Here is a 15673-nt window from a genome sequence, read left to right as displayed (position 1 = left end):
TCAGCGATGCTCGATCACATCACTGCTCTTGAAACGCACTTTGGGCAGCGAAGCATAGCGGTCATCCGCATGACGATACCCCGCCGGGCATAGCACCGCTGTGGTGAATCCCTGCGCTTCGAGTCCCAGCACCTCGTCATATTTGGCTGGCACAAAGCCCTCCATCGGACAGGTGTCGATACCGAGCAGCGCCGCCGCCGCCATGAACTGACCGAGCGCGATGTAGGCCTGCATCTTCGCCCACTCGGAAGTCATATAACCCTGCTCCAGCGTACCCACGAGCATCTTGCGGAAGCCCGCCAGTGAATCCGGCGTGCCGCCACGCACTTCAGCAATGCGCATGAGATTGGCGTCGATTTCTACTTCGGACATCGTACGCCGCGTGGCCATGACGACCAGATGCGAGCAGTCCACCACCTGGCGCTGACGCCACGAGTGACCGCTCAATTCCTCCCGCAGGTCCTTGTCCTGAATGATGATGAACTTCCACGGCTGCAGGCCATAGCTGGACGGCGTGAGAATCAGCGACTCCTCCAAGGCCGCCCAAGTGTCTTCAGGGATCTTCTTCGTGGAGTCGAAGACCTTGGTGGCGTAGCGCCAGTTGAGGGCAGTGAGAAGTTCAGCAGGAGTCATGGGGTAGGAGACTATGAAGTTACACGTCTCAGGTTTAAAGTTTAAAGTTGGGGAAGCGCGGATGCTGCAGCGTGGACGAAATGCGCCTGTCACTCCGAAGGCCATGGGGGCGTATTGTAGTCCCGGCTTCAGCCGGTTCTGGATAGAGCGTCCAGAAACCGGCTGAAGCCGGAACTACAATACATGCTCTCCGACCTACCGACCGCCTGCCTCACTCCAGCTCCGGCAGCACATTGCCGTAGGTCCAAGGCTTGCCGAACGGCGGAGCCTTCGGCGGCTCGGGCTTGGGCTCTGCAGCCATTTGGTTCGCCAGCTCGACGCCCTTCTTCGCCATCTGCGTTCCCGCAGTGATTTCGAGATTGGAGTAAGCGGTCAGGCGTGTCTCATAGCCGCCGCCATGCGGGCCAAAGGCTTCTTCCGTGGGCACGTAGCCGACGATGCCGTTGGAAAGTTCACACGGGAAGGTGAAGGCGTGGTGGCTGCCCTTTTTGATGTCCAGGCCATACTGCACGAAGTATTCGGCCGGATCGGAAACAAAACACGCGGGCCCCACTTTGATGCACTGCACCTCGCAATCGACGAGGGGCATGGTCTTGTTGAGGTGGTCAAGCATGAGGATTTCCTTCGCAAACAGGTAGTCGGTGCTGTCTCCTGCCACTCTCGGTTTGCTCGCGATTTCAAGGCTCTTGGCAACACGCTGCGCCGAAGGCGGCCGGCGTTTGATCCTCAAAACTTCCTGACGCGTCTCGATGGGCGCGGCGGTGATTTTGGGCATCGACAGCAAAACGCGGATGGCCTCCGCGCCGACCCGTCCGCCGACTAGCTGGCTCCATTCCTCCGGCTTTGGGCGTTGGCTGGTGCTGAGGTTGTCCACCTGCGTGATGTCACCACAGGCCCCTTGCATAAAGACCACCGGCGCATGCGTGCCGAGTCCTCCCTGGATGGTTTTTTCGAGGTATTGAATCCAGTTGGCCGAGATGCCGCCGGGATTGGTGGTGGCATGGCAGGCAAAGTTCACCACCACACCGACCAGCTGCCCCTGTATATCCCACGCGCCGATGACACCGACCTGCGGGTCGATGGGCCCGGCGTATTCGAGGATGTCCGGATTGCCTGCTCCGGGGTGGCTCCAGCTCTGCCCGTTCTTCATGCGCAGGCGGCGATTGAAGGACACCTTGTCCTCATGGCCAAAGCCGCAGCCCAGTTGCACCGGCACTTTGTTTTGATTGGCGGCCACCACTCCGGCGACAATTTCATGCGTCAGCCGCAGCAGGTAGCCCGGATCGGCACAGGAGGATTCCTCATAGGCCAGCTTTTTCACCAGATCAGAAGCTGTGTCATATTCACCCGGCATGACCATGCCCACAGGGCCGGAACTGTGCGAATGCGAAGCGCAGATGAGCACGGCGTCCCCGGTGATTCCGGTGGCTTTTTCAATCTGCGCGCGGGCATCCAGCACGATCTGCCGTGGCACGACCAGCGAATCGAGCCCGATCACCACCGCCGTTTTTTTCCCGTCATCAAACAGGGCCACCCGCACCTTGCAGGCGTCGTGGAAGGTCCGGTGGAAGCTCTTGCCGTAGCCGCCCGGCTGCTCCATGCCGATCCCCGGGGTGATGTCCCGCTCGGCAAATCCGGCCTTGATGCTGGAGGTGGTGGCAGGGGGCAGGGCGTGCAGAGTCAGGGTGGACAGGCCGGCAAGGAGGGGGAGGAGGCGCATGATTGGAGTACGCGCACACCGGGCATGTTTGAATATAAAAAACTTACAATACATCTTGGTGCGGTTATTGCATATTACCCGCACTCCGAACTAACATAGAGCCGTTGGTTCCTTACAGATTCGTGCATGCCGCTTATTACATCGCCAAAGGCCAGAAGACACTCGGACCGTGTTCAAAGGACGACCTGCGCAATTTTCTCGCCTACGGTTCGATCCGGGACAGTGATCTGGTGAAGCGTGAAGACGAGGAGCAGTGGCGTCCCGTTTCATCCCTCCTCGAACTTCATGCCGACGGGTTGGTCGTTGCGGATGGATTGACCGTGCTGCCCACCCGCCGCCGGGTGGCCCGCTATCGTGACTACAATCGAGTGCCTTACAATCAACGCGGTGGCGCGGTGATGCGGCGCATGATCATGGGTTTTCTATTTCTCCCTCCGCTGCTCTGGTGGGCTGCCGTGGCCTTGTATTCAGACCATATTTTCCGCCAGAAGAAGGATGAAAACGGCTACCTCCTCGTCTGGGGTCGCTGGGTGGAGGTGCTGGTTACGGGCATGATCATTGTGAATGCCGTCGCCTGGTGGATGGCCATTGCCTACGCCTCCTGGATTCTGGGGCCGGGGCTTGCCGAACTGATGAAGGGCATGGGGGAAGCTGTGGATGTGGTCAAAGGGCTGCTCAATGACACCTCCGCGAAATGATTTTCTCGTGCCTGCTCCGTTGCCGTCATGGCTGGCAATGACTGGATTGCCATTTGGTGTGCAGGATTTGGCATCCTGAAGCGATGCTGACATCTGCCTTCGGAGCGCTGCGTTGGTTCTGGCATGAAAGCCAGCCACACACTTTCGATTTTCACCACCACCTTGTTCGCCGTCGCGCTGCATGCCGCCCCTGTGGACACCACTGCCGCTTCCAAGCAGGTCGATGCACTGCTCGCCAAAAGCTGGCAGAAGCACCAGATCATGCCGAACGCCCTCGTCGATGACGCCACCTTCCTCCGCCGTGTGTATTTGACGGTGGTGGGCCGCATCCCCACGCTGGATGAAGCCCGTGGCTTCTATGCCTGCCAGATGCCGGACAAGCGGGCCAAGCTCATCGATTCACTCCTCGCCAGCGAAGGCTATGTGCAGAACTTTTTCAACTACTGGGCGGATGTGCTCCGCGCACAGAGCCAGGGCGTTGCCGGCAGCACCACGTCGCTGAATTACCTGAACTACCTCCGCGCCGCGCTGCGGGAGAACAAGCCGTATGATCAGATCGCCCGCGAGCTCGTCTCCAGTGAAGGCTCCTGCTTCGACACCGGTGCCATCGGCTACTACATGCGCGACCGCGGCATGCCCTTGGACAATCTCTCCAACACCACCCGCATCTTCCTCGGCACCCGCATGGAGTGCGCTCAGTGCCATGATCACCCCTTCGACAAATGGACGCAGAAGCAGTTCTACGAAATGGCGGCCTTCACGCACAACATGAGCGCCTCCAGCTACCGCTCCAAGAGCGGAGACGAAGTGCAGAAGATGATCCGCAATGACAAGTCCCTCGACAACGACACCCGCGATCTCATGCGCCAGGCGCTCAACGAGGCCACCCGTTCGCTGCGCGACACCTTGGTGGTGCAAAACAAAGGCCAGCTTCGTCTGCCGCACGACTACAAGTACAAGGACGCCAAGCCCAAGGATGTCGTTCAAGCTTCCGTCATGTTTGGCAAGCCCGTGGCGCTGCAGAAGGAATCGAACACCATCGGCGAATTCGGCCAGTGGCTGACCTCTCCCGAAAATCCGCGCTTCACCACCATCATCGCAAACCGCCTCTGGCAGCGCGTCTTTGGTGCCGGCCTCTACGAGCAGGTGGACGAAATGATGGATAATAGCGTCGCCTCCAATCCCGAGCTCATGCACTTTTTGGAGCGGCAGATGGTCGCGCTGAAATACGACATGAAGGCCTACCTGCGCCTCCTGCTCAACACGCAAACCTTCGCACGTGAGAGCACCAAGGAAGTCTCCCCCGGCACCCCCTACTACTTCCAGGGCCCGGTCTTCCATCGCATGCGTTCAGAGCAGGTGTGGGATTCACTCGTCACCCTCGTCAGCCCTGATCCCGATCAGCCCAACTGGAGCAGCCGCGAGCGTGAGCGTCGTGATCTCGAAAACCGCCATCATCTGGCCCAGCTTCTCGACAAAACCGAGGCTCCGCTGCTCTACGAAGCCGCCAAAGAAGTCGCCGCCGCCATGCGCGAGCAGAACAAGGAATTCGACAAGCTGCGCAAAGAGTTGGATGAGGCGCGCAAGACGGACGACAAGGTCAAGGCCCGCGACATCCAGCGGCGCCTGGGCGAAAGCCAGCGCATCCTGCGCGAGCAGGTCTCCAAGTGCTTCTACGCCGCCGCGAAAAAGTCCGGCAATCAGGAGATCCAGAAGGAACTCGCCGCCGTCAGTGGAGACGGCCCCATGGAAATGGCGATGATGAATCTCATGGAAGACAGCCGTGTGGACGCCAAGGCTACACCGCTGGATCCAAGAGTCATGTCCATCATCAAGGCCGACGAAGCCGTGCTCGGAATGAAGGATGAAAAAAGCATCAAGGGCTTCGAAAACTTCCAGCGCTCGCTCCACCAGACCTGGAGCCGTGCCGCGGAGCTGCCGTCTCCCGCACCGCGTGGTCACTTCCTGCGTGAGTTTGGTCAGAGCGACCGCGAGATCATCGAAAACGCCAGCGACGAAGCCAGTGTGCCACAGGCGCTGACGATGATGAACGGCTCCCTGCTCAACCAGCTTACCAGCGCATGGTCCACGCTCAGCATCAATCTCCGCAAGGCCAAAACCAACGACGAGAAGATCGATACGCTCTTCCTCAGCCTCTACTCCCGCACACCGAACGCCAAGGAGAAGGCCCACATGCTCCAGACCGTGGAGAGCTACGCCTCCTCCAAGACCCTGTGGGAGGACATCACCCTCGCAGCGCTCAGCACGCAGCGCTTCATCTTCGTCGAATAATTTCCGCACTGCCTCAGCCACACCTCATTTGAATTCACCATGAAAACGCCAAACAACGATCTTTCCCGCCGCGCTGTGCTGACTCGCATGGCCCAGTCCTGCCTCGGCGTCGGTATGCTGCCTTCCATGGAGCATCTTTTCTCCGGCAAAGCCCTCGCCGTCGGTGAAGGCAGCGCCACCGCCAAGCAGGCGGCCACCGCGCGCAACGTCATCTTCCTCTACATGACCGGTGGCCAGAGCCATCTGGACACTTGGGATCCCAAGCCCGACAACAAAGAGGTGTCAGGCCCCGTGAAGGCCATCAAGACCAGCGCCGATGGAGTGCAGGTCAGCGAATACCTGCCGCGCATGGCCAGGCAGATGCACCACGCCTGCGTCATCAATTCGATGGCGACCAACACCGCCGCGCATGAACAGGCCAACTACTTCATGCACACCAGCTTTGGCCTGCGCAGCACCATCAAGCATCCCGGCATGGGCGCATGGCTGAGTTTCTTCCAAGGCCCCGGCAATCCCGCACTGCCGCCGTATGTGTATGTTGGCAATGACAGCCGTCATCCCGGCGCAGGCTTCTTCGCGAAGAGGCACGGCCCTCTCATGGTAAACAATCCTGAGGCTGGTCTGCAAAACGTCTCTCCGCAAAAAGGCGTGACCGATGAACGCTTCGGCATGCGCCGTGATCTTGCTCACTCATTGGATGCTGAGTTTCAGGGCAAGTGGGACACGCGTGGCGTCAAAGCCTACTCAGACGTTTATGACGACGCGGTGAAGCTCATGAAGAGCGAAGACCTCGTGGCCTTTGACCTCACCAAGGAGCCCGACGCCGTGCGTCAGGCCTACGGCAAGGACACCTTCGGCCAGGGCTGCCTGCTTGCGCGTCGTCTCGTAGAACACGGTGTGCGCTTCATCGAAGTCAGCCTCGGCAGCTGGGACACGCACGTGGCCAACTTCATCAATGTCCCGCAGCTTTGCAATACGCTCGACACCGCACTCGCGGCGCTCATCACCGATCTCGAGCAGCGCGGCATGCTGGACAGCACCATGATCGTGGTCAGTTCCGAATTCGGCCGCACGCCCAAGATCAATCAGAACCAGGGCCGCGATCACTATCCCATCTTCTCCTCTGTCATCGTCGGTGGCGGCATCAAAGGCGGCATCAAATATGGTTCCACCACCCCCGACGGCGCTGGCATCGCTACAGACAAAGTCGGCCCGCCCGATCTCAATGCCACCATCGGCTACGCCCTCGGCCTGCCGCTTGATCAAGTGATCTATTCCCCCAGCAAGCGTCCCTTCACCGTGGCCGACAAAGGCCAGCCCCTCACACATCTGTTTGCATGAGGCTCTAAAGTTCACAAAGAAAACGCCCGGCAGTGTGAACTGCCGGGCGTCGTTGTTTAGATTTGGCGCATCAGGCCTGCCGCCCGATTAGATGGACTTGTAATCCCAGCCCTGGCGGTAGGCCGCACGGGTGATGAGCTTGTTCGCATCCGCATTGTCGGACTCCTGCTTGGCCGCGTCCCAGTTGATGACTTTGCCGGGATTGGCGATGGCCAGATTGCCGAGGAGACAGAACTTGGTCAGCGGCACGGAATAATCAAAATTGCTGCCGCAGATCTTGTCCTGCTCGATGGCGCGGATCAGTTCGAGCTGCGGTTCGCCTTCGGCCAGCGCGCCTTCCAGCTTCAGCTCGGGCTTTTTGCCGCCGAGGAAATCCGCCATCTTGGTGCTCGGGATGAGGCGTGGGCTGCCGCAATAGTCGTCGGTGTTGAGGATCACGCCGGCATCGCCACGGAGGAGGAAGCCGCCCTTGATCTTGTCCCAGTCGCGGTCGGCTTCCAGTTCAGCCGGACGCTCAGGCTTCAGGCTGCCTTCATACCAGTGCAGTTTGATCTCGCCGTATTTCTCGGTCTTGAAGTAGAACACCACGTGTGAGGACTTTGGCCAGCTCACGTCCGTGAGTTCGTTGCACTCAGCTTCCATCTTGTAGGGTTCGCCCAGGCCGCAGGCCCAGAAGGGACCGTCCAGCAAATGGCAGCCCATGTCGCCCATGGCACCCGCGCCGTACTCACGGTGACCGCGCCAGGCGAAGGGATGCAGACCATCGGTGAAGGGGACGGAAGGGCAGGCGGCCAGCCAGTGTTCCCAGTTGAACAGATCCTCGGCGGTGTCGACCATGATGTCCTTGCCGTCAGGGCCCTTCTTCTTCTCTTTGATCTTCGGCACCGTGCCATTGATGTACTTGGCCTTGGCTTCGTTGCCCTGGGGCCAGATCGGGCGGTTGGTCCAGACGTGGATTTCTTTGACGTTGCCCACGATGCCTTCGCTCACCCACTGCTTGAGGAAGCGGATGCCCTTGCCAGTGTGGCCTTGGTTGCCCATGTTGGTCTTCACGCCTTTCTTCTTGGCGGCTTCATGAAGCTGGTTTGCTTCCCAGATGCGGTTCACCAAGGGCTTCTGCACGCACACATGCTTGCCGCGCTTGATGGCTTCCATCGCTGCCGGGTAGTGCGCGTGGTCCGGGGTGGACACCGTGACCATGTCGATCTTGTCGCCCATCGCTTCGAACATCTCGCGGAAGCTCTCGAACATCTTCGCGTCCGGATACTTCTGCTGCGCCTGCTTCAGGCGCTCACGGTCCACGTCACAGATGGCCACGATGTTGGCACCCTTGGCGGAGATGCCCACGTCAGAGGCTCCCTTGCCACCTGCACCACCGATGCCGGCCACATTGATTTTTTTGACGGCACCTTCCTGGCCAATCAGCAGATTGGGGAGAAAAATGCTGCCGGCAGTTGCGGCGGTGTTGCGGAGGAAAGTACGGCGGTTGGGGAAGAGAGAGGGCTTCATTTGGATGGATTGGGGCCACAAAGATAGCGGATTGGCGCTGAAATACGCAATGGGAATGTCGCCTCCCCCAAAAAACGTCTTCGAAGAGGAGAAATGCGCCTAGGGCATCGTTTCTGCTTGGCGGAAGACATCTTCCCCCCTAGAAGGCTTTATGGACTTTGCCAAAATTGCTTCCGACCTCTCCGGTTTTGTCTGGGGGCTGCCCCTCATCATTTTGCTGTTTGGCACTCATTTGTTTCTGACCGTGCGCACTGGCTTCATCCAGCGCTTCCTGCCGCAGGCGATCAGGATTTCCTTTTCGCGTGAAAAAGAAGGGGAGGGGGATGTGTCCCAGTTCGGCGCGCTGATGACCGCCCTCGCGGCCACCATCGGCACCGGCAACATCGTCGGCGTGGCCGGCGCCATCACCATGGGCGGTCCCGGTGCCGTGCTGTGGATGTGGCTGACGGGCGTTTTCGGCATCGCCACGAAATACGCCGAAGCCGTGCTGGCCGTGAAATATCGCATCACCATGCCAGACGGCAGCATGGCCGGTGGCCCCATGTATGCGCTGGAGCGCGGTCTGAAGCAGAAGTGGCTCGGTGTCCTGTTCGCCATCTTCACCTGCATCGCCGCCTTTGGCATCGGCAACATGACCCAAGCCAACAGCATCGTGGAGCTTCTCCGTGAGCATATCAAACCCGACTCCGATGTCGTGCTGCGCTGGGTGGCTGGCAGTGTGATGGCCGTGCTGACTGCCGCCGTGGTGCTGGGCGGCGTGAAGAGCATCGCCAAAGTCTGTGAGCTTCTCGTGCCCATCATGGCCGTCGGCTATGTCTTTGGCTGTTTGCTGGTGCTGATCAAAAACTATGCCGCTCTGCCGCAGGCTTTTGCAGACATCTGGAATGGGGCATGGAGCGGTCAGGCCGCTGTCGGTGGTTTTATCGGAGCCACTTTGAAGCAGGTGGCGCAGGCGGGGATCGCCCGCGGTTTGTTCTCAAACGAATCCGGGTTGGGCAGCGCCCCCATCGTGGCTGCGGCGGCTCAGACTCGCAATCCCGTCCGGCAGGCGCTTGTCAGCAGCACCGCCACCTTTTGGGACACCGTCGTGGTCTGCCTCATGACCGGTCTGGTCATTGTCAGCAGCGGTCACTGGAAAGACGGGCTGCCCAAAGGGGCTCTCACCAGCGCAGCGTTTGGGGATCTGCACGCAGTCGGCCCCATCTTTCTGCTCTTCGGCCTTATGACATTCGTTTTCTCCACCATTCTCGGCTGGGGTTACTACGGCGAGAAGGCCGCAGAGTACCTCTTCGGCACGCGCGCGGTGAAGCCCTACCGTCTTCTCTGGGTGCTGGCCGTTCTGTTTGGCTCCGTGCAGCCAGCCCAGGCTGTCTGGGACTTCGCAGACGCCGCCAACGGCCTCATGGCCATTCCAAACTTGATCTGCCTGATCTGCCTCAGCGGGGTGATCGTGGCCGAAACCAAGGCCCACAAAAAAGAATTGACCGGACGGGGTTGAAAAAATCTGCCCTCGCACTTGCAAGAACGTCGGGTGCCTCTATTCTCTCCGCCCGCCACTCACTGCCTCATGGTGTAATGGTAACACAGCAGATTCTGAATCTGTTATTCAAGGTTCGAATCCTTGTGAGGCAACCACTCCTGCCACAGGCAGGATAGACAAAAGAAAACGGCACGTGCATCTCAAGGACGCAGCGTGCCGTTTCGTTAAAACAAGGGATCAACAACTCAGGCTTTGGCCTGGGCGGCTGCAAGGATCGCGGAATCTAGGCGGGCCAGGCGATGCGCGCTGGAGGCGCTTTCGATGCCTTCGAGGGCGCGGTAGGTCTTGCCCACCTTCTTCACCAGACCGCAGTTGGTCAGCTTGAGGATCTTTTCATACGAACGGAGGCGCAGCATCTCTTCGCCGCCGCTCACCGCATTCTTCAGCTTCAATCCTTCAAAGACTTTCGAAAACAGGGCTTTAAACTCGAAGGTTTCACCGGTAGAAAGTACGTTCACCAGTTCATCGGTGACGTGATCAACTACCCGGCGGGAGAAAGGCGCTTTTTTCGTGACTGCTTTTGTGGTGACCATCTTTCCCTGTACCACAAAAAAGGCTCGCTGTCTCGGAAACCCTTCGCAAATGTCACATTTCTCCTGCGTAAATGCGCATCATGCCGCTAGATACGCATCTTTCGCGCATCGACTAAGTTTTTTGAAAGAAAATTCAGCTCTTAAGGCTGCTGATTTGCTCTTCTGCGGCCAGGAGCGCACCAGACTCACCGGCCCGCGGCCACGCGTGTAGCGCGCTCCCTTGCCGGCATTGTGCTGGGAAATGCGGCGCTCCAGATCATTGGTGATCCCGCAGTACAGCGTCCCGTCTTTGCACAGCAGCACATAGAGCTGCCACTTTTTCTTGGCAGGCTTGGCTTTGGCGGCGGGCTTTTTCTTTTTCGTCGGCACGGCGCATCATAGCCGGTGCGGCAGGAAATCAAAACAGCTCGCTGATCGTCGAACCTTCTGTCAAGGCCACAGGCCGCCCATCCGCCGAGGTGTAGCTGATCTCGCGGTAGTCGTATCCCAGCGCCGAGTAGATGCTGGCATGAATGTCGGCCGGTGTGATCGGACGATCTTTGGGATAAGCCCCGCTGGCATCCGAACTCCCGATGACCTGGCCGCCGCGCACCCCGCCTCCGGCGAGCACGACGCTGTAGCAGCCCGGCCAGTGATCACGGCCGGCGTCGGTGTTGATCTTCGGCGTGCGGCCAAACTCCCCCATCCAGACGACCAGCGTGCTTTCCAGCAGGCCGCGTTCTTCCAGATCGTCCAGCAGCGCGGAGTAGGCCTGCTCCATCGGCGGCACCAGCCGGTTCTTGAGCCCGTTGAAGTTGTCCTTGTGGGTGTCCCACGTGATGGAGGGGCCGTTCACCGTCGTGACAAACCGTGTGCCGGATTCCACCAGACGACGCGCCAGCAGGTGAGACTGCCCCCAGCTGTGCCGGCCATAGCGCTCGCGCACCTTGTCCGGCTCCTTGGTCAGATCAAAGGCGTTCGCAGCCTTGCCAGACTGCAGCATTGCCGTGGCCTGTTCATTGAAAATGTCCATCTGGGCCGTCTGAGTTGAGGCGATGGGGCGTGCGGCGGCGCTCATTTGATTCAGCAGCGCCAGGCGCTCTTGAAAACGTGCAGGGGTCAGGCTGGCATCCAGCCCCATGTTCCTTACTCGAAACGCAGCGGCGTTCGGATCATCGTCCAGCACATAGGGATCAAAGCGCGTGCCCAGGCAGCCGCCAAACTGGCCCGGTGTCAGGTACACCTTGCTGTCGCAGTGTGGAAACGGCGTGATGACATACGGCGGCACTCCCTTGCTGAAGCCATCCCGCTGCGCCAGCCAGCCGACAAGCGTGCCTACTCCGGGCAGATCCGTAGGGCTGGGCGTGATCAGCGTGCTGTCCACCCGATAGGGCCGCCCCGTGGTGGCCCAGTGCATGCCGCCATTGTGACTGCTATGCCCATGATGCACGGAGCGGATCACTGCCAGCTTGTCCATGCGTTTTGCCATCTGCGGCAGCAGCTCCGTCACATGAATGCCGGGAACGTTCGTGCGGATCGTTTTGAATTCGCCGCGAATCTCCACCGGCCCGTCCGGCTTGGGATCCCAAAGGTCGATATGGCTCGGCGCACCGCCATTGAAGATCATGATCACCGACTTGGCCTTGCCCAGCCCGATGCTGCTCTTGTTGACTGACGCACCCAGCGCCGCGAGCTGGTTCAGCCCCATGCCAAGCATTCCCACGCCACCGGCATGAAGGAAGCTGCGTCGCGAAAGGCGAATCTCTGGAACGGAAGTGCTCACGATTCACAACCTACGGGGCCAGGAAGAAGATCTTGCGAATGCGAAGTTATTTGCGTCGCCTGCTATACCCGCCGCCGCGCTCTCGTATTACTCTCATGGATCGCCGAGACTTCATCAAAACCACCAGCGCCGTCGCAGCCATGACGGGTGCACGCAAAGTATTTTCCGCACCTGCTGCGAAACGTCAGCCTGATCTGATCAAAACCGAAAACGCCAAACCCGGCGCAAGCTTCCAGCTCACCCGCATGCGGCCGGATGGCGCCAAGTCCTACCGCACCTCGCTCATCGAAGGCTACTGCTCCCGCCAGTCGGTCAAGGCCGGTGAAAAGCTCGACATCTTCGTCAGTACCAAGCCAGTCGCAAAATTCACCATCGACGTCTTCCGCATGGGCTACTACGACGGCGCAGGCTCACGCCTGATGACCACCCTTGGCCCCTTTGAGGGCAAGGTGCAGCCCGTGCCCGAGATGGCCGACAAACGCCTCCGCGAATGCCAGTGGGAAGCCTCCACCACCCTCACCATCCCCGCCGACTGGCCCAGCGGCGTCTATCTCGGGAGACTCTCCACCGTTCCAGAAGCCGCCGACAAGCCCTACTGGCAGAGCTACATCATCTTCATCGTCACTGACGACCGCCCCGCCGACATCCTCTTCCAATGCAGCGACAACACCTGGCAGGCCTACAATCGCTGGCCCGTCAATGAATCCCTCTACACCGATCCTCGCGCCGCCCATGCCCCCGGTGTCAGCGTGAGCTTTGACCGCCCTTACGGCAAATACGTCCAGATCTTCGACAACCCTCAGAGCATGGGCAGCGGCGAATTCCTGCTGTGGGAATACCCCCTCTGCTACTGGCTCGAAAAGGAAGGTTACGACGTCACCTACTGTTCGAACGTGGACAACCTCAACCCCGCCAATCTCGCCCGCGTCAAAACCATGATCAGCATCGGTCACGACGAATACTGGGACATGCGCCAGTACACCAACGTCAAGCAGGCCATCGCCGACGGCCTCAGCGTCCTATGGCTCTCCGCCAATGACGTTTACATGGTTACGCCCTTCACCCCGAATGCAAAGGGCACTGCCAACCGCCGCCTCACCCGCGAAACCTGCTACGGTGAATTCCGCGAGGAAGAAAAAGAGGCCTATTCCAAAGTCCTCGGCCCTTTCGAAAACCCCGGCCCGGATGAGCGGGACATCATCGGTGCACGCACCATCGTCCCCTTCAATGGCGGTGGCGACTGGACCTGCGCCAAGCCCGATCACTGGCTCTTCGAAGGCACCGGCATGAAGCGGGGCGACAGCATCCCCGGCCTCGTCGGTTGGGAATTCCACGGCGACCCCGACACCGCCCGCCCCGGCCTCGAAGTCGTCGCTGAAGGCAACGTTTGGGCCAGTGGCGTCCGCCTCGGCAAATACGCCGCCACCCTCTTCGAAGGCCCGAAGAAAAACATCGTCTTCAACGCCACCACCATCTTCTGGTCCCAGGGCCTCAGCGATCCCCCCGGCCACATGATCCCCTGGAGCCACTTCTCCCGCCCCCACGGGCCCGATGAGCGCGTGCAGCGCATCACAAAGAATGCACTGAAGCGGGCGATTGGATAACGACGCAACGACGCGCGCTCCTTTTTGGACTGCGGTTGCGCAGTGAGGCTCGAACGAAGCTACCGCTTTCGCAGGGCTCTCAGTACGCGCATGCGATGAAACATCCGGCACCAACCGCAGGTGATGGTCGCAGGCCGGTCAGCACGCACGTGCCGCGAGACATTCGAAAGTGGCAGCTCTCGCCGCCGCACTCCGAAACCTCACTCAAACACAATCAAACTCCGCGCCACCTCGCCTCTCTGCAGCGCATCATACGCTTCATTGATCCCTTCCAGCGGATACCGCTTCGTCACCAGCTCATCCAGCATCAGCCGCCCGGACTGATGCATGCCAATCAGCAGCAGCAAATCCGTGCGCGGCTGCGTGCTCCCATACAGGCTCCCACGCAGCGTTTTCTCTGCATACACCAGCTGGTTCACATTGATGGACGCCCGATCCGCCGCGCTGGTGATGCCCACCATCACGCACATGCCGCCCTTCTTCGTCGCATCAAATGCCTGCTCGGCAGTCTTCCCGGAACCGAACGCCTCAAACGCATAGTCCACGCCCTTGCCCTCCGTCAGGTCCTTGATTGCCTGCACCGGATCACCCGCATTGATGTCCACATAATCCGTCGCACCAAACTGCCGCGCATCGCCTTCCTTCCGGCTGAATTTATCCACTGCAATGATCTGCCGCGCTCCCGCCATCCGCGCCCCCTGCACGATGTTCAAACCGATCCCGCCGCAGCCGATCACCGCCACCGTGCTGTTCGGCTGCACCTTTGCCGCACGCTCCACCGCACCCACGCCCGTGATGACCCCGCAGCCAATGAGCGCCGCTTTCTCAAACGAAAACTCCTTCGGAATCTTCACCACCGAAGCCTGCGGCATCGTCGCCAGCGAAGAGAAGGCCGAAACCCCCGCGTAATGCCGGATGCTCTCGCCCGCGGAGTTCTGAAAGCGTGTCGTGCCATCCGGCATCAGCCCTGTAAATCGCATCGCCGTGCCCATGTCACACAGCGCAGGGCGTCCGCTGCTGCAGTATTCGCATTTCCCGCAGGAGCCGCGCCAGACCAGGATCACATGATCGCCAACCTCCACTGAAGTAACACCTTCACCCACGGCTTCAATCACACCGCTGCCCTCATGCCCGAGGATGATCGGCATCGGCATGGACAGGTCACCCTTCATCACATGCAGGTCGCTGTGGCACACGCCTGCTGCCTTCATTCGCACCGTCACTTCACCCTGCTGCGGAGGAAGAACACGCACCTCTTCGATGCGCAAGGGTTGCTTGGCTTCATACAAAACGGCGGCTGGGGCGAGGGTGGACATGGCAGGATGAGAGAGCATTCAGGCGTGCGGGCAAGCGATTCGTTGGGGGAGTTAACCTGCGCCGGTAGAGCTTGCTTTGACCTGACGGTGCCCGAAGCTGGAGACTAAGCCCGATGGCTTAAACTTATTCCCTAACTTAATGAAACATACCCTCTGCCTGATCGCCGGTCTCTTCACCCTCTCCCTTCTTCCGGCGTCTGCAGCGGATGAGAAAACTTATCCTGCCAAAGATCCCATTCTTAAATACGAGGTTCCTGCCAAGTGGACCACTGAAGTGGACCCCAAGGATGGAGACGTCGCCATCACTTCCGACGATGAGCGGATCGCCGTGAACATCGTCGAACTGCCTGTGGCGGCCTCAGTTGAGATGATCGAGACCCTGGTGCCTGACATGATCAAGGAATTCGAAAACCCCAAGCTGGTGGAAGCTGCGAAGGAGCAAACCGCAGACGGCCTGACGGGCTATGTCGTCACTTACACCGCGACCTCTGATGGCAGCCCGGTGGTGATCAACATGGTGCTCTTCAAGGCTGGCAAGGAGCGCTCCGTCCTGGCAAATTTCGTCCTGGATAATCCCGCCACGATGCCGAAAGAGCAGAACGAAAAATTTGCCGCCTTCATGAAGTCGCTCCAAGGCTTGGCGAAGTAACAGGTCGCATTTGAAGAGCTGTCGGTGGTGGAAAATCAGGTGCCAAACGGCTGCCTGCCATGCCTGCGACTGCGCA

The 15673-nt window shown here is 59.8% G+C and carries 13 protein-coding genes and 1 tRNA gene; 7 read left to right on the top strand and 7 right to left on the bottom strand.

Going from position 1 to position 15673, the window contains the following annotated elements:
• Both AC24GY_RS19725 and AC24GY_RS19720 read right to left on the bottom strand, forming a co-directional pair.
• Positions 1-633, bottom strand: a complete 633-nt coding sequence (locus AC24GY_RS19725; RefSeq protein ID WP_487686601.1) for an NAD(P)H-dependent oxidoreductase — start codon at positions 631-633, stop codon at positions 1-3.
• Between the two features lie 211 nt (positions 634-844).
• Positions 845-2353 carry a hypothetical protein gene (locus AC24GY_RS19720; RefSeq protein WP_487686600.1) on the bottom strand — a complete coding sequence of 503 codons (1509 nt, stop codon included), beginning with the start codon at positions 2351-2353 and terminating at the stop codon, positions 845-847.
• Positions 2354-2475: 122 nt separating this feature from the next.
• Between AC24GY_RS19720 and AC24GY_RS19715 the strand changes: the two genes are divergently transcribed.
• The 3 genes from AC24GY_RS19715 to AC24GY_RS19705 all read left to right on the top strand — a co-directional run bounded on the left by AC24GY_RS19715 (position 2476) and on the right by AC24GY_RS19705 (position 6684).
• Positions 2476-3051: a DUF4339 domain-containing protein gene (locus AC24GY_RS19715; RefSeq protein ID WP_487686599.1), complete on the top strand. Its 576-nt coding sequence runs from the start codon at positions 2476-2478 to the stop codon at positions 3049-3051.
• A gap of 123 nt (positions 3052-3174) precedes the next feature.
• Positions 3175-5343 (top strand): DUF1549 domain-containing protein, encoded by a 2169-nt coding sequence (locus tag AC24GY_RS19710; protein ID WP_487686598.1) that lies wholly within the window; start codon positions 3175-3177, stop codon positions 5341-5343.
• Between the two features lie 39 nt (positions 5344-5382).
• Positions 5383-6684: a DUF1501 domain-containing protein gene (locus AC24GY_RS19705; RefSeq protein ID WP_487686597.1), complete on the top strand. Its 1302-nt coding sequence runs from the start codon at positions 5383-5385 to the stop codon at positions 6682-6684.
• A gap of 87 nt (positions 6685-6771) precedes the next feature.
• On the opposite strand, the gene AC24GY_RS19700 is transcribed toward AC24GY_RS19705, so the two are convergent.
• Positions 6772-8193, bottom strand: a complete 1422-nt coding sequence (locus AC24GY_RS19700; RefSeq protein ID WP_487686596.1) for a Gfo/Idh/MocA family protein — start codon at positions 8191-8193, stop codon at positions 6772-6774.
• Positions 8194-8344: 151 nt separating this feature from the next.
• On the opposite strand from AC24GY_RS19700, the gene AC24GY_RS19695 reads away from it, so the two are divergent.
• Entirely contained in the window at positions 8345-9691 is a 1347-nt protein-coding gene (locus tag AC24GY_RS19695; protein ID WP_487686595.1) for an alanine/glycine:cation symporter family protein, read from the top strand.
• Positions 9692-9754: 63 nt separating this feature from the next.
• Positions 9755-9828, top strand: a tRNA-Gln gene (locus tag AC24GY_RS19690).
• A 90-nt stretch (positions 9829-9918) separates the two neighbouring features.
• On the opposite strand, the gene AC24GY_RS19685 is transcribed toward AC24GY_RS19690, so the two are convergent.
• The 3 genes from AC24GY_RS19685 to AC24GY_RS19675 form a co-directional block, all read right to left on the bottom strand.
• A complete protein-coding gene (locus AC24GY_RS19685) occupies positions 9919-10266 on the bottom strand; it encodes a hypothetical protein (RefSeq protein ID WP_300195954.1) in 348 nt (115 codons plus the stop codon).
• Between the two features lie 78 nt (positions 10267-10344).
• On the bottom strand, positions 10345-10635 hold the full coding sequence (locus AC24GY_RS19680) for a GIY-YIG nuclease family protein (protein ID WP_487686594.1): 291 nt from the start codon (positions 10633-10635) through the stop codon (positions 10345-10347).
• A gap of 28 nt (positions 10636-10663) precedes the next feature.
• Positions 10664-12028 (bottom strand): DUF1501 domain-containing protein, encoded by a 1365-nt coding sequence (locus AC24GY_RS19675; protein ID WP_487686593.1) that lies wholly within the window; start codon positions 12026-12028, stop codon positions 10664-10666.
• A gap of 95 nt (positions 12029-12123) precedes the next feature.
• Between AC24GY_RS19675 and AC24GY_RS19670 the strand changes: the two genes are divergently transcribed.
• Positions 12124-13632, top strand: a complete 1509-nt coding sequence (locus AC24GY_RS19670) for a N,N-dimethylformamidase beta subunit family domain-containing protein (RefSeq protein WP_487686592.1) — start codon at positions 12124-12126, stop codon at positions 13630-13632.
• A 200-nt stretch (positions 13633-13832) separates the two neighbouring features.
• Here AC24GY_RS19670 and AC24GY_RS19665 read toward each other — a convergent pair whose 3' ends face one another.
• Complete coding sequence (locus AC24GY_RS19665) at positions 13833-14948, bottom strand: zinc-binding dehydrogenase (RefSeq protein ID WP_487686591.1); 1116 nt, start codon at positions 14946-14948, stop codon at positions 13833-13835.
• Positions 14949-15087: 139 nt separating this feature from the next.
• Here AC24GY_RS19665 and AC24GY_RS19660 point away from each other — a divergent pair, with 139 nt between their 5' ends.
• Positions 15088-15597 carry a hypothetical protein gene (locus AC24GY_RS19660; protein WP_487686590.1) on the top strand — a complete coding sequence of 170 codons (510 nt, stop codon included), beginning with the start codon at positions 15088-15090 and terminating at the stop codon, positions 15595-15597.
• Positions 15598-15673 lie beyond the last annotated feature (76 nt).

The organism is Prosthecobacter sp. Pr1 (assembly GCF_057652315.1).
Note: the sequence above shows the minus strand (reverse complement) of the source record. Positions and strands in the feature narration are given on the sequence as shown.